This window comes from Vineibacter terrae, assembly GCF_008039615.1.
Taxonomy (GTDB): Bacteria; Pseudomonadota; Alphaproteobacteria; order Reyranellales; family Reyranellaceae; genus Vineibacter; species Vineibacter terrae.
Map to the genome: position 1 here is coordinate 22,752 of NZ_VDUZ01000076.1, position 13,107 is coordinate 35,858.

The 13,107-nt window shown below is 66.4% G+C and carries 13 protein-coding genes; 3 read left to right on the top strand and 10 right to left on the bottom strand.

What is annotated here, in order from left to right; translation table 11 throughout:
• Window positions 1–87: 87 nt before the first annotated feature.
• From FHP25_RS38295 to FHP25_RS38305, 3 genes are all read right to left on the bottom strand, one after another.
• The gene (locus FHP25_RS38295; protein ID WP_147852276.1) at window positions 88–642 is read right to left on the bottom strand and encodes a nucleoside-diphosphate kinase; all 555 of its coding nucleotides are present in this window, start codon (window positions 640–642) and stop codon (window positions 88–90) included.
• Between the two features lie 188 nt (window positions 643–830).
• The gene (rnk, locus tag FHP25_RS38300) at window positions 831–1,247 is read right to left on the bottom strand and encodes a nucleoside diphosphate kinase regulator (RefSeq protein WP_147852277.1); all 417 of its coding nucleotides are present in this window, start codon (window positions 1,245–1,247) and stop codon (window positions 831–833) included.
• Window positions 1,248–1,737: 490 nt separating this feature from the next.
• Window positions 1,738–2,169, bottom strand: a complete 432-nt coding sequence (locus FHP25_RS38305) for a GreA/GreB family elongation factor (protein WP_147852278.1) — start codon at window positions 2,167–2,169, stop codon at window positions 1,738–1,740.
• Between the two features lie 200 nt (window positions 2,170–2,369).
• Between FHP25_RS38305 and speD the strand changes: the two genes are divergently transcribed.
• Both speD and speE read left to right on the top strand, forming a co-directional pair.
• Window positions 2,370–2,855, top strand: a complete 486-nt coding sequence (gene speD / locus FHP25_RS38310; protein ID WP_147852279.1) for an adenosylmethionine decarboxylase — start codon at window positions 2,370–2,372, stop codon at window positions 2,853–2,855.
• Entirely contained in the window at window positions 2,852–3,724 is an 873-nt protein-coding gene (gene speE / locus FHP25_RS38315; protein WP_147852280.1) for a polyamine aminopropyltransferase, read from the top strand. Before speD ends, speE begins: the two co-directional genes overlap by 4 nt.
• Window positions 3,725–3,836: 112 nt before the next feature.
• On the opposite strand, the gene FHP25_RS38320 is transcribed toward speE, so the two are convergent.
• From FHP25_RS38320 to FHP25_RS38350, 7 genes are all read right to left on the bottom strand, one after another.
• Window positions 3,837–4,925, bottom strand: coding sequence for a malate/lactate/ureidoglycolate dehydrogenase (locus FHP25_RS38320; RefSeq protein ID WP_147852281.1), 1,089 nt, complete (start codon window positions 4,923–4,925; stop codon window positions 3,837–3,839).
• Between the two features lie 136 nt (window positions 4,926–5,061).
• The gene (locus FHP25_RS38325; protein ID WP_147852282.1) at window positions 5,062–5,841 is read right to left on the bottom strand and encodes an SDR family oxidoreductase; all 780 of its coding nucleotides are present in this window, start codon (window positions 5,839–5,841) and stop codon (window positions 5,062–5,064) included.
• Window positions 5,842–5,917: 76 nt separating this feature from the next.
• Window positions 5,918–7,018 carry an ABC transporter ATP-binding protein gene (locus FHP25_RS38330; RefSeq protein WP_147852283.1) on the bottom strand — a complete coding sequence of 367 codons (1,101 nt, stop codon included), beginning with the start codon at window positions 7,016–7,018 and terminating at the stop codon, window positions 5,918–5,920.
• Between the two features lie 43 nt (window positions 7,019–7,061).
• Window positions 7,062–7,973 (bottom strand): carbohydrate ABC transporter permease, encoded by a 912-nt coding sequence (locus FHP25_RS38335; RefSeq protein ID WP_147852284.1) that lies wholly within the window; start codon window positions 7,971–7,973, stop codon window positions 7,062–7,064.
• Complete coding sequence (locus tag FHP25_RS38340; protein ID WP_147852285.1) at window positions 7,970–8,902, bottom strand: carbohydrate ABC transporter permease; 933 nt, start codon at window positions 8,900–8,902, stop codon at window positions 7,970–7,972. The genes FHP25_RS38335 and FHP25_RS38340 overlap by 4 nt, the downstream gene beginning before the upstream one ends.
• A 223-nt stretch (window positions 8,903–9,125) precedes the next feature.
• Window positions 9,126–10,457 (bottom strand): ABC transporter substrate-binding protein, encoded by a 1,332-nt coding sequence (locus FHP25_RS38345; protein WP_147852286.1) that lies wholly within the window; start codon window positions 10,455–10,457, stop codon window positions 9,126–9,128.
• Between the two features lie 154 nt (window positions 10,458–10,611).
• On the bottom strand, window positions 10,612–11,949 hold the full coding sequence (locus FHP25_RS38350) for an ABC transporter substrate-binding protein (RefSeq protein WP_147852287.1): 1,338 nt from the start codon (window positions 11,947–11,949) through the stop codon (window positions 10,612–10,614).
• 294 nt (window positions 11,950–12,243) lie between these two features.
• Between FHP25_RS38350 and FHP25_RS38355 the strand changes: the two genes are divergently transcribed.
• Window positions 12,244–13,038, top strand: a complete 795-nt coding sequence (locus FHP25_RS38355; RefSeq protein WP_147852288.1) for an HpcH/HpaI aldolase family protein — start codon at window positions 12,244–12,246, stop codon at window positions 13,036–13,038.
• Window positions 13,039–13,107 lie beyond the last annotated feature (69 nt).

Below are 13,107 nucleotides of genomic sequence, written 5' to 3' on the forward strand. Positions count from 1 at the left end.
GCCTGCTCGAAGGGCGAGCATCAGGTATCAGGTATTGGGCAGGGGCGCACGTGGATTGGTGGCGAGGCCCGGGAGGGCGCCACCGTTCTATGCTGCCGATGGTCCCGGATCGTCGTCGTCGGGCCGGCTGAACATGGCGTGCGCCGCGGCGCGCTCGGCCCGCCTGGCTGCCAGATTGATCACTGTCGGTGGCGCTGCCGCCGGCTCGAAGCCACGCGCCGGCGCATCGGCCGCGTCGGCTTTGCGCGCAGCGGCCTCGGGCTGATAGGCCACGTCGTCGATGTGCAGGGTCTCGGCGCGGCCATCCTGTCGCCGCACGGGCACCGATTCGCCGGCGAGATGGCCCAGCATCGCCAGGCCCCGCTGCGTGCTGACAGGCAGCGTGAGGCCGGCCAGGTGGCTGGCCTCGTCGGCGACGAGAATGCGCGAGTCCAGCGGGCCACCGTCGACCCGGAATGCGACACGGCTGTTCATCGTCACCAGCCTCGGGCTGATGTCGTTGTCGAACAGGATCTCGGCCGTCGACAGCTTGTCGTGAATCACGGGCGCGATCGGGTCGTTGCGTGCGTCGCAGCGCATCAGCAGCGCCTCAAGGGCAGTATAGTCCTTCAAGGTGAGCCGACAGCGCGGTTCTCTGGCCATGACACAACCTCCGGCCGCGGTCGGGTCGCCCCAGCCGTCGGCAGCAGTCGTTAACCGGATTGCCTGGACTGCCCTCGCCGTCACGGCATGCGCGTGATGCCGGGGGCGAGGGACGGTCAGCCTGCGACCAGGTTGCCCGCGCGGTTGCGCCATCGATCAGGGACAGTCGACATGTGCCCTCGCATTGCTCACGCCGTCAGCGCCTCTGCTTTCTCCACCGTGAGCACGTTCAGCTGCTGCGGGCGGCCATCGCGCGCGGCCCACATGATCGATTGGCCCGCGGCCAGCCCCAGCAGCGCGGTGCCGACCGGCGTCAGGATCGAGATGCGACCGGCGGCGATGTCAGCCTGGACCGGGAAGACGAGCCGGGCCCATCGCGGCTCGCTGTCGTCGAGGCTGAAATGCACCAGCGACCCCATGCGCACGACGTCGGGTGGCATCACTGCGGTGTCCACGACACGCGCGCGATCGAGCTCGGCAAGCAGCTCGCGGGCGACTTCAGGCGTGCGGCCCAATGCCGCCCGCGCCAAGCCATTGAGCCGGTCGTAGTCGTCCTCGCTGACGACGATATCGGGCTTCGGCCGATTCAAGCCTTCGTCACGCATCCTGGTCCCCATGCTGCCGGCAGCCGCTATGGCGCCGCCATCGGCCGGAAAAACCGCAGCCGATCGAACTGTCGATTGGAATGTCAAAAACGGATTTGCCCCCGGACCCGGAGGCGCTGAGCGGCCGAACCCGGGGGCTACAATCCTGCGATCGGGTTTCCTCGGTGCGTGTACGCGCCGCAGGAAAAGCTCATAGTCATCATGTCGTACACCATGACCTTATTTCCTGCATTGTCAACTGCGTCACATGAGGGTCAGCTGCAGTGGCATCGCGCAACCTTGGTGACGGCGACCACCGCTGGCGTGGTGGTCTTGACATCGGCGGCATCGTCCCTAGCTTGGCGAGATGATCGATTCTCGCCGCCATCATCGACGGGAGCTGCGCCGCTCGAAAGCGGGAGCGTAGCCCGGACGCGCTCGAGCCCCTCGCTGCGTCCGGGAAAGCGGGGCATGCGCAAGCAATCGATCGGGTCGAGAGCACAGAAGCCCGTCAAAGGTCGAACCGGCCGGCCGCTTCCGGCTGAAAGATGACCTTGAGGAGCGTGTAGCGCCGGATGCAGCCGGCATCGTCCGGCTGCTCGACGCTCTGGCCTTCCGTCAGACCAAGCAGTGCGCTGCCTGTGGGCGACAATACCGATTCGCGGCCAAGGACCGGATCGGCGGCGCTGGGAGTCACCAGCGTCACCGTCTGTACCTGCGTCGTCTGGCGGCTTCGTCCGGTGCGATAGATCACCTTGGAATGGAGCGTGGCGACCTGGCGTGGGATGTCAGCCGGCGCCACGACCACGGCCGCGCGCAAAGCCTGGCTCAGGCGTCCGGCGGGGGATGCCGGGGCTATCGGGCCGCGCAGCGACGCGCGGTCGATCAGCTCAAGCACGCGGCCGCGGTCGAGGGATGTGACCAGGATGTTTGCAGACGTCATGGTGGACAGTGTCTCTTCCGGTTCACGATGAAGCAATGATATTGACGTTTGGAAATATATTGTGACGATAGTCAGCGCAATATCCGAAGTTTATTTCAATATCGTTAGAATATATCGTTAGAGGTTGAAATATCTTTTTCAAACTAGTATCTTGGGAATTCCTGCTCGGCAGGAAACATCTACTGGTTGGAGAGGACGGTATGTCTCAGGACACCCTCTTCCAATTGGGGATGGGCCCAGTCTCACTGAACGCCACCCAAACGGAAGAAGCACACGTTGTCACCCGCGCCCCGGGAATCGCGGAGCGTGACGACCAAGATTACTTCATCGAGAAAGACGGAATCACGTGCGCCGGCACGCACCTGATCATCGACCTGTTCGATGCCCGTCGCCTCGACGACATCGACCACGTCGCGCGCACGTTGATTGATTGCGTCGACGCCGCGGGGGCGACGCTTCTTCACATGCATCTGCATCCGTTCGAGCCCAACGGCGGCATCAGCGGTGTTGCCGTGCTCGCGGAAAGCCACATCTCGATCCATACGTGGCCGGAGCGCGGCTACGCGGCGCTGGATGCGTTCATGTGCGGCAATGCCCGGCCGGAGCGCTGCGTTGACGTGCTGCGCGCTGCGTTCACGCCGCAGCGTGTCAATGTGCGGGAGATCCTGCGGGGCAGGGGCGCATGATGGCGCGGCGCTGGGTCGCCGAGACGCTGTTCGACGGCGTGCGATTGGCGTTCGAGGCCGATGCCGTGCTGCATGACAGCACCACCGGCCATCACCGCCTGGAGCTGATCGAGAACAGCGTCTTCGGCCGCATGCTGCTGCTCGACGGCGCGGTGCAGGTCGCGAGCGCCGATGAGTTCGTCTACCACGAGATGATGGCCCACGTGCCGATCATCGCTCACGGTGCTGTGCGCGACGTGCTGATCATTGGTGGCGGCGACGGCGGCCTGGCCGAAGAGGTGCTGAAGCACCGGCAGGTGGAGTCGGTGCTTCAGGTCGAGATCGACGCGTCCGTCGTCGAGCTGTCGCGGTCGCATTTCGGCATGTTCAACGCGGCAGCCTTCGCCGACCCGCGCTGGCGCGTCGAGATCGCCGACGGCGCCGCTTTCGTTCGCGGCACGGATCGGCGCTTCGACGTGGTGCTGGTCGATTCGACTGATCCGTCGGACACCAGCGCCGCCTTGTTCACCGAGGCGTTCTATGCCGATGTCGGCCGCTGCTTGCGGCCCGGCGGCATCGTGGTGGCCCAGTGCGGCGTGCCGTTCCTGCAGGAGGCCGGCTTCCGCGGCAGCATGCAGGCCTTGGCGCGCGTCTTCGACACGGTGAGCTGCTACATCGCGGCCGTGCCCACCTATTTCGGCGGGCATCTCGCCCTGGGCTGGGGCAGCCATGGCCGCGCCGCGCTCGATGCCGACGTGGACACTCTGTCCAGGCGCGCGGCCAACGCCTGTCGGGATACGCGCTACTACACGTCCGAGGTCCACCGCGCAGCCTTCGCGCTGCCGCGCTACATCGACACGGCCCTGAACGAGGCGGTCGCCGCGCGTTGAGCGAGAGGTTGGAGTTTCAACCGGACCGCGCGGCTGTGGCCGCGCTCTTCGTCAGCGACGTCCACGAGCGTGCCAGGCGGCGCGCGGTCCGGTTCAACTGCTGTCCGCCGCGTCAGCGCGTGGCGGCCTGGATGCGGCGCTCGTCGAGGCCGATGGCACGGGCAGCGCCAATGATGCTGGCCCAGGTATCGTCGGGCAGCGGCACGCCCTCGGCTGTGCGCTTGGCGCGGGAGCGGATCTCCGGCTCGCCCGGGACCAGCACGTCGACACCGGGCGTGGCCGGCCGGGCGCTTTTCACAGCCTGCGTGTAGCGCGCCACCTCTGGATCAAAGAAGCCGGCGGGGTCGACGACCTTGGGGTCGATGTAGAACGAGAACATGCCGTTGGCGAAACGCTGCCCGTCCTGCGTCGCACCGTTGCCGGTCAGCGCGCCGCCCAGCAGCTCGCACATGAAAGCGAGGCCCGATCCCTTGTGCTCGCCGAAGGCGCGGATGGCGCCCCTGCCGTGGCGATGGATCCGGGGTCCGTCGGGCGTGTAGTCGCCGTAGAGCAGGTGGGGATCGGCGCTGGGCGCGCCGTCGGGGCCGATCAGGGCGTCGTCCGGGATCTTCTTGCCGCCCTGGCTTGCGACCAGGACCTTGCCCTCGGCCACGATCGAGGTGGCGAAGTCGAGCACCAGCGGCGGCTGGCCGGGGCGCGGGATGCCGACGCAATAGGGCGCCGTTGAGAAGCGCCGGTCGACACCGGCATAGGGCGCCACCAGCACGCTGCCGCGCGCATTGACGAAATGCACCGATACCAGCCCTTCAGCGGCGGCCATCTCGGCGAAGTCGCCGGTACGGCCGGTGTGGCCGGCATTGCGCAAGGTGACGGCGGACAGGCCCGTCTTCTTGCACTTGTCGATTCCGATGCGCACTGCCTGCGGTCCGACCGTCTGGCCGAAGCCGTATCTGCCGTCGACCACGGCCAGCACCGGCGTGTCGACCACGACATCCACCGTGGCGTCGGCGACGATCGCCTTGTCCTGCAGCATCTGCAGGTAGCGCGGCACGCGGATCACGCCGTGGCTGTCGTGCCCGGTCAGGTTGGCCTCGACCAGGTACTGGCCGATGCGCGTGCTTTCGGCGGCGGAGCAGCCGGCCGCCGTGAAGATGTCGCTCACGAAATCCGACAGGGACTGCGCCGGGATGGTCACGGTCATATGCGCCTCTATGCTGGGAGCGCGCCACTCCAGTGGCGCACCGGCGCATAGCGCCGGATCTTGGTGCCATCGCCGGCATGAGCCGGCCCTTCGGGCCGGTTGCGCCACTGGAGTGGCGCGCTCCCGGCAGGATGCCTCACTTCTTCCCGGCGCCGACATGCGCCTGCTGCAGGGCCGCGACGTAGCCGCGGTTCCAGGTCGGGGTGATATGCACCTCGTTGATGCAGACATGCGGCGGCAGGCAGGCGACGTAGCGGATCAGGTCGCCGCAATCCTCGGACTGGACCATCTTGGCGCGGTCTTCCTTGCTGACCGGCACCGGCCGCTTGTCGAGGATCGGCGTGGCCACCTCACCCGGGCAGACGACACAGGAGCGGATGCCGTTGACGCACTCCTCCATGTTCAAAGAATGGCTCATCGCCACGACCGCGTGCTTGGCGGCCGTGTAGGCGGTGCCGCTCAGCGGGCTGACCACCCGGCCGGCCATCGATGCGGTATGGATCAGCACGCCGCCTTTCTGCCGGCGCATCATGGGCAGCACGGCGGTGGCGCAGTAGAAGGCGCTCGACAGGTTGCCCTCGATCACGAGGTCGATGCCTTCGGGCTTGAGCTGCCGCCAGCTGCGCTCGGTGATGTTGAGGCCGGCATTGTTGACCAGGATGTCGAGGCGTCCGAAAGCCTTCTCGATATCGGTGGCGATGCGGCCCACGACCGATGCCTTCATCAGGTCGCCCGGCCTCACCACGGCCTTGCCGCCGTCGTCCTTGATCGTGGCCGCAGTCTGCTGCAGCGGCTCCTTGCGCCGGCCGGTCAGCACGACGGTGGCGCCCTCCCGCGCCAGCGCGATCGCCGCTGCCTGGCCGATGCCGCTGCCGGCGCCCGTAACCCAGGCGATTCTGCCTTGCAATGCTCCCATGACCCCCTCGCAACCCCAGGTTAGAAACGGCAGCGGCGCCCTCGAGGGGCGCCGCCGGTCTTCTGCGACCTTCTGCTCAGAGCACCTTACCGGTGCTGTCGTCAATCAGGTGCATGTTGGCGAGCTCGGCGGCCAGGCGCATCTTGGCGCCGTCGGCGGCGCCGGCGTTGGGGTTGACGCGGCCGCATATCTCGGTGCCCTCGATCGTGAAGTAGACCAGGGTCTCCATGCCCATCGGCTCGGTGACGTCGAGCATGACCTCGAAGAGGTGCAGATCGGGCTCGGGGTGACGCGGCTCCTCGCGGATATGCTCCGGCCGCAGGCCGACCAGCAGCGAGCTCTTGCCGACATGGGGCTTGTAGCGGGCAGTGCGGCTGGCCGGCACCGGCAGGGAGAGCGTGTCCGACAGCCGCGCCCGCAGCGCGCCGGCGGCTTCCTCCAGCCTGCACGCGATGAAGTTCATGGCCGGCGAGCCGATAAAGCCGGCCACGAACTTGGTCTGCGGCGTGTGGTAGAGGTCGTTGGGCGCGCCGACCTGCTCGATGACGCCGCCGTTCATCACCACCACCCGGTCGGCGAGCGTCATGGCCTCGATCTGGTCGTGGGTGACGTAGACGGTCGTGGTGCGCACCTTCTGGTGCACCTTCTTGATCTCGGTGCGCATCTGCACGCGCAGCTTGGCGTCGAGGTTCGACAGCGGCTCGTCGAACAGGAACACCTTGGGATCGCGCACGATGGCACGGCCCATGGCGACACGCTGCCGCTGGCCGCCGGAGAGCTGCTTGGGCTTGCGTTCCAGCAGCTCGGTGATGTCGAGGATGCGCGCGGCGTCGTTGACGCGGCGACGGATCTCGTCCCTGGCCACCTTCTTGAGCCGCAGCCCGAAGGACATGTTCTCGAACACGCTCATATGCGGATAGAGAGCGTAGTTCTGGAACACCATGGCGATGTCCCGGTCCTTGGGAGGCACATCGTTGACGACGTCGCCGCCGATCGCGATCTCGCCGCCCGTGATCTCCTCCAATCCGGCGATCATGCGCAAGGTCGTGCTCTTGCCGCAGCCAGAGGGGCCGACCAGGACGATGAATTCCTTGTCGGCGATATCGAGATCGATGCCGCGGACAGCCGGCGTCTCGTCGTACATCTTCACGACCTTGCGCAACGTCACCTGTGCCATGGTGTCTCCCGTGTTGCCTGCTGCGGCGTGGCGGCCGCCGCGGTCAGCCCTTGGTGGCGCCGGCGGTCAGACCGGCGATGTAGTAATCCATCAGGAAGGCGTAGATGATCAAGGGTGGCGCAGCGCCCAGCAGCGCGCCGGTCATGATCTGGCCCCAGTTGAAGACGTCGCCCTTGATCAGGGTCGTCACGATGCCGACCGGCAGCACGAGCTGGTCGGTCGACGTCGTGAAGGCGAGCGGATAGAGGAACTGGGCCCACGAGACGGTGAAGGCAAAGATGGTGGCGGCGATGATGCCGGGCAGCGCCACCGGGATGAAGATCTTGGTCAGCGTCTGGGTCCAGCTGGCGCCGTCGATCAGGGCCGCCTCGTCGAGCTCCTTGGGGATGCTGGCGAAGTAGCCGATCATGATCCAGGTGCAGAACGGCACCGTGAGCGTCGGATAGAGGATGATCAGAGTCCACCAGCGGTTGATCAGCTCGATGCCGAGTGTTTCGCGGATGAAGGCGAAGGTCTTGAACAGCGGAATGAACAGCAGCGTGTCGGGGATCAGGTAGGTGAGGAACACGCCGGTGGCGAGGGTCGCCGAGCCCCAGAACTTCATGCGCGCCAGCGCGAAGGCGGCCAGCACGCTGATCACCATGGTGACCGCCACGACGCAGACCGAGACGATCGCCGAGTTGCGGAAGAAGATCAGGTACTGGTTCTGGGTCAGCAGCTCGATGTAGTTGTCGAGTGTGGGGCTGTAGACCCACCACGGGTTCGTCGCCGCCGAGATCTCCGCGCTGCTCTTCAGCGAGGTGATGAACATGTAGATCGGCGGCGTCAGGAAGAAGATTGCGAACAGCACGAGGAAGAAGTAGGACCAGCGCAGAGCCCAGCGGCGGCTCTTGCTGATGCTGCCGTATTGCGGGCGCCGCGCTGCTTCGGCGCCGGAAGCGGTGAGGGCGGTCATGCTTCGTTTCCCCGCTGGTTGATGTCGCGCAGGATGAACCAGGCGGCCACCGCCAGGATCGGCACCATGAACAGCGACACGCTGGCCCCCAGCGGTATGTCGCCGCTCTCGATGCCGACGCGGAACGCCCACGTCGCGAAGATATGGGTGTAGTCCAGCGGTCCGCCGGCCGTGAGCACGCGCACGATATCGAAGTTGGCGAATGTCACGATCAGGGAGAACAGCGCCGTGATCGCGATGATGTTGCGCATCATCGGCAGGGTCACGTACCAGATCCGCTGCCACCAGGTGGCGCCGTCGATCGCAGCCGCCTCGTAGAGCTGCTCGGGCACGGATTTGAGCGCCGCCAGGTACATGATCATGAAGAACGGCGCGCCGACCCAGATATTGACCAGGATGACCGCGAAGCGGGCCCAGTGGGCGTTGCCGGTCCATGGCACCGGGTCGATCCCGAAGATCGCCAGGATCCAGTTGAAGGCGCTGTAGGAGGGGTCGAACAGCCACAGCCAGGCGAGCGTGCTCATCGCCGGCGGGATCACCCATGGCACCAGCAGCATGCCGCGCCATTTGCGCTGGCCCTTGGCTGGTATGTTGTGCACGAAGTGCGCCACTACGAAGCCGATCAGCGCCTTGAAGATCACGGCGGTGATGGCGAAGATGCACGACTGCTTGACCACCAGCCAGAACGTCTCGCGCCCGAACAGGAACGAGAAGTTCCCCAAGCCGACGAATCGCTCCATCGACTTGTTCAGGGTCGCCAGGTAGATCGAGTAGAAGGCCGGGTAGGCCACCAGCAGGCTGATCACGAGGATCAGTGGCAGCGCCATCAGGAAGGCGATGGTCGACTTGCGCTGCATCAGCCGATGCAGGCTCGCCCGCCCACCGGCACCGACCGCTGTTCCGGCGCGTGGTACCGCAATGTCAGCCATGGTTGCTCCTGTTTGTGGCCTTCGCCCGGCGAAGGCTTGCGTTGGCGCGCAAGGCGTATGCTGGTGCCGCGACGCCACCTGTCATCCCGAGCGCAGCGAGGGATCCAGGATTGGCACCTGGATCCCTCGCTGCGCTCGGGATAACGATGAGGCCATGCGCGACAGCGCGCACCTTCGCGGGGCGAAGGATTGTTGTTGCGTCTGGTAGCGATCGCACCATGCCTTACGTCCGCATGAAGCCTTCGAGCTCGCTTGCCGCCCAGTTCAACGTCTTTTCCATCGCTTCACCCTGGGCGTGGCGGGCCACCATCTTGGTCATGATGGCCTGGGTGTAGATCTGCACCGCGATCTTGGGCGGCGCCGGCGCGCCGGCCATCGACAGGACCTGATGGTTGTGCGGGTTGGGGTAGTGGTAGAGCGTGCCCTTGGGCGGCCCTTCCTCGGCCCAGGTCTTGAAGGTGGTGAGCTTGGCGAAGGACGGCAGGTCGTAGCCGCCGCTGGCAGCCACCATCTTCTCGACCGAAGAGGCCTGCGACAGGTGCATCAGCAGGCTCTTGGCCGCCGACTTGTTGCGGCTGAAGCTCCACACGCCCCAGAAATAGGGCACGAAGGGCGCGTAGCGACCCTTGGGGCCGGCCGGCATGCCGTGTGTCCAGAGCTGCTCGGCGATCTGCGGCGCGTCGCGCTTGGCCACCGCCCAGGCGCTGGGCGGGTTCATAATCGAGGCACCCTTGCCCGAGACCAGCCATTTGTTGTTGGAGGCGTCGTCCCAGGCGGCGATGTCGGGCGGCATCACGGCCGTCAACTGCTTGTAGTAGTCGAGCGCCTGGCGCACCGGATCCGACTTCACCGTGATGTTGCCGCCGCCGTCGACCAGCACGGCGCCGAACGAGGAGAAGATGGCGCCGGCGCTGTCGACCGAGTCGGCGGTTCCGCCGATGCCGATGCCGAAGGGGAAGCCGGCCTTGTGGCAGGCCTGGGCTGCCTTGAGGTAGGCGTCCATGGTCCAGCCTTCCGCCTTGGGCGGGCTGCCGGCCGGATAGATCGCCTGGATGTCGACGCTGGCATGCTGCTTGAGCAGGTCGATCCGCGAGCATGGGCCTTTGATCTGGCTGCCGACGGTGGCCGGCACGCAGATCCAGTGGCCATCGGCCTTGCCGAGATACGCGACCGTCGGGTCGACGGCGCCGTTCTGCTCGATCAACGGGCCCATCAGCTCATCGAGCGGCTCCAGCAGCTTGGCCTTGTCGGCCGGCTCCCAGGACGGCAGCGCCATGATGTCGTGGCCGGCCTTGGCTTGCGCCTCGGCGGCGATGGTCAGCCGGTTCTTGTTGCCCTGCGAGGTGATGTAGTCGATCTGGACGTCGACCTTTTCCTTCGCGGCCCAGGCATTCACCAGATCTGTGGTTGCCTGGTTGGCGCCGGGCACCCAGTGGTCCCAGAAGCCCATTGACAGCTTGCCGGCCGCATGGGCGCCGCGGACGAAGGGTGCGGCGAGCGCCGCGCCGGCGGCAAGTCCCTGGAATGCGCGTCGTGAAAGTCCGGATGTCGCCATGTCGATCCTCCCTTCGGATCATTCTTTTTCTTGTTCTTGATCGGCTCGTATCCTTTCTCGGGTGGCTTGAACGCCTGCGTTTGAAACGCGGCACCCCGCGTCGGGTGCCGCGCGTGCTGGTCACAACACCAAAGCGCCGCCGTGGCCGGCGGGCTCAGGTCCGCATGAAGCCTTCGAGCTCGCTCTCGGCCCAGGCGATCGTCTTGTCGATGGCCTCGCCCTGGAAATGGCGCACGGCCATCTTGGTCATCAGGCCCTGGTTGTAGATCTGCACCGCGATCTTGGGCGGCGCCGGCGCCGCGGCGATCGACAGGACCTGGTGGTTGTAGGGGTTGGGATAGTGGTAGAGCGTGCCCTTGGGCGGCCCTTCCTCGGCCCACGTCTTGAAGGTGGTGAGGTTGGCGAAGGAGGGCAGGTCGTAGCCGCCGCTGGCCGCCACCATCTTCTCGGCGGCGCTGGGCTGCGACATGTGCAGCAGCAGGCTCTTGGCCGCCGACTTGTTCTTGCCGAAGTTCCAGACGCCCCAGAAGAACGGCAGGAAGGGCGCGTAGCGGCCCTTGGGCCCGGCCGGCATGCCGTGCGTCCAGCACTGCTCGGCGACCTGCGGCGCATCGCGCTTGGCGACGGCCCAGGCGCTGGGCGGATTCATGATCATCGCGCCGCGGCCCGAGACCAGCCATTTGTTGTTCGACGCATCGTCCCAGGCCGGCACGTCCGGCGGCAGGAACGCCATCAGCCGCTTATAGTAGTCCAGCGCCTGGCGCACCGCGTCCGACTTGACCGTGATGTTGCCCTTGGCGTCGACCAGCTGGGCGCCATAGCCGTGGAAGACGGCACCGATGGTGTCGACGGAATCAGACGTGATCCCCAGCCCGATGCCGAACGGGTTGCCGCCCTTGTGGCAGGCCTCGGCGGCCTTGAGGAAGGTGTCGAAGGTCCAGTTCTCGGCCTTCGGCTCGGCGCCGGCCGGATACATCGCCTGCACGTCGATGCCGGCGTGCTGCTTCATCAGGTCGATGCGCGAGCAGGGGCCCTTGATCTGGCTGCCGACCGTTGCCGGCACGGCCAGCCACTTGCCGCCCTGCTTGCCGAGATATTCCACGGTGGCGTTGACGGCGCCGTTCTGCTTGATGAGCGGCTCCATCAGATCGTTCACCGGCTCCAGCCGCTCGGCATGCTCCGCCGGCAGCCAGGTCGAGAACGCCAGGATGTCGTGGCCCGACTTCGCCTGCGCTTCGGCGGCGACCGTCAGCAGCAGCTTGTTGCCCTGCGAGGTGATGTAGTCGATCTTGGTCTCGACCTTCTCCTTCTCGCCCCATTCCTTGACCAGATCTTCCGTCGCCTTGTTGGCGCCCGGCACCCAGTGGTCCCAGAAGCCGATCGACAGCGAACCGGCGGCATGGGCGCCGCGCACGAACGGCATGCCCACCAGGGCCGTCGTGGCGAGCGCCGTCTTGGCTACCCTTCTGCGAGTCAAACTCCGAGTCGTCATTGTGTTTCCTCCTTGCTGCGCCGGGATTGAAGCTTCGGCGGCTGGTTCTTCCAGCGCGTCTGGAAAGACGCGCGCACTCTGCGCGGTGCTTTGGGATGATGCTAAGCGAATTCACTGGACAAGGTCCATACCCATTGTCGCCAAGGGGTTTCCTGATTTCAAAATGAGCAGGTGATTGGCCCGGCCTGGCCGGCATCCGGCGGCGGGTGAGTAACCAGAAGGTTACATCGACGGTTGACAGGCCCGCGCGCCGGCCATGATGCTCGCGGACGATCGCGAACCAGGAGGCAGGCCGTGCGCGAGAACACCGTCAAGAAGATCTGGGCCGCGGGCGGCGCCGTGGTGAACGGCTGGCTCGGCATTCCCAGCAGTGTCGCGGCCGAGAACATGGCGCAGGCCGGCTGGGATTCCCTGACGGTCGATCTGCAGCATGGCTTGGTCGACTATCTTGCCGGCGTCGGCATGATGCAGGCGGTTTGCACCACCGCCACGATGCCGTTGTGCCGGGTGCCGTGGAACGAGCCAGGCATCATCATGAAGATGCTCGATGCCGGCGCCATGGGCGTGATCTGCCCGATGATCAATTCCCGCGCCGAGTGCGAGGCCTTCGTCGGCGCCTGCCGCTACGCGCCGGTCGGCTACCGCAGCGTCGGGCCGACCCGCGCCACCTGGTGGGCGGGCGCCGACTATCTGAAGGAGGCCAACGGCCAGGTCGTCACCATGGCGATGATCGAGACCCGCAAGGCGCTCGACAACCTCGACGAGATCCTGAGCGTGCCGGGGCTGGACGGCATCTATGTCGGGCCGGCCGATCTCGGCCTGTCGCTGGGCAAGGAGCCGCGCGGCGACCACACCGATCCCTATATGGTGGACACGATCAAGAGCATCCTGGCGGCCGCGAAGAAGCACAAGATCCACGCCGGCCTGCATTGCGCCTCGACGGCCTACGCCAGGCAGGCGATCGGCTGGGGCTACCAGTTCGTCACCATCCTGGCCGACAACGCGCTGCTGATGAGCGCCGCCAAGCAGGCTGTCGCCGAGATGCGGACCGGTGCCGCCGCCCCGGCCAAGCCGACAGGGCCGTATTGACTTGAGGCCGGGCCGCGGCGCTCCAGCGCCGCACCGGCGCGCAGCGCCGGATCATGAGCGGCGCTGGAG

Excerpts from the sequence above, each read along its gene's own strand:
- FHP25_RS38295 (WP_147852276.1), bottom strand. The coding sequence starts at position 642 with ATGGCCAGAGAACCGCGCTGTCGGCTCACCTTGAAGGACTATACTGCC.
- rnk (WP_147852277.1), bottom strand. The coding sequence starts at position 1,247 with ATGCGTGACGAAGGCTTGAATCGGCCGAAGCCCGATATCGTCGTCAGC.
- FHP25_RS38305 (WP_147852278.1), bottom strand. The coding sequence starts at position 2,169 with ATGACGTCTGCAAACATCCTGGTCACATCCCTCGACCGCGGCCGCGTG.
- speD (WP_147852279.1), top strand. The coding sequence starts at position 2,370 with ATGTCTCAGGACACCCTCTTCCAATTGGGGATGGGCCCAGTCTCACTG.
- speE (WP_147852280.1), top strand. The coding sequence starts at position 2,852 with ATGATGGCGCGGCGCTGGGTCGCCGAGACGCTGTTCGACGGCGTGCGA.
- FHP25_RS38320 (WP_147852281.1), bottom strand. The coding sequence starts at position 4,925 with ATGACCGTGACCATCCCGGCGCAGTCCCTGTCGGATTTCGTGAGCGAC.
- FHP25_RS38325 (WP_147852282.1), bottom strand. The coding sequence starts at position 5,841 with ATGGGAGCATTGCAAGGCAGAATCGCCTGGGTTACGGGCGCCGGCAGC.
- FHP25_RS38330 (WP_147852283.1), bottom strand. The coding sequence starts at position 7,018 with ATGGCACAGGTGACGTTGCGCAAGGTCGTGAAGATGTACGACGAGACG.
- FHP25_RS38335 (WP_147852284.1), bottom strand. The coding sequence starts at position 7,973 with ATGACCGCCCTCACCGCTTCCGGCGCCGAAGCAGCGCGGCGCCCGCAA.
- FHP25_RS38340 (WP_147852285.1), bottom strand. The coding sequence starts at position 8,902 with ATGGCTGACATTGCGGTACCACGCGCCGGAACAGCGGTCGGTGCCGGT.
- FHP25_RS38345 (WP_147852286.1), bottom strand. The coding sequence starts at position 10,457 with ATGGCGACATCCGGACTTTCACGACGCGCATTCCAGGGACTTGCCGCC.
- FHP25_RS38350 (WP_147852287.1), bottom strand. The coding sequence starts at position 11,949 with ATGACGACTCGGAGTTTGACTCGCAGAAGGGTAGCCAAGACGGCGCTC.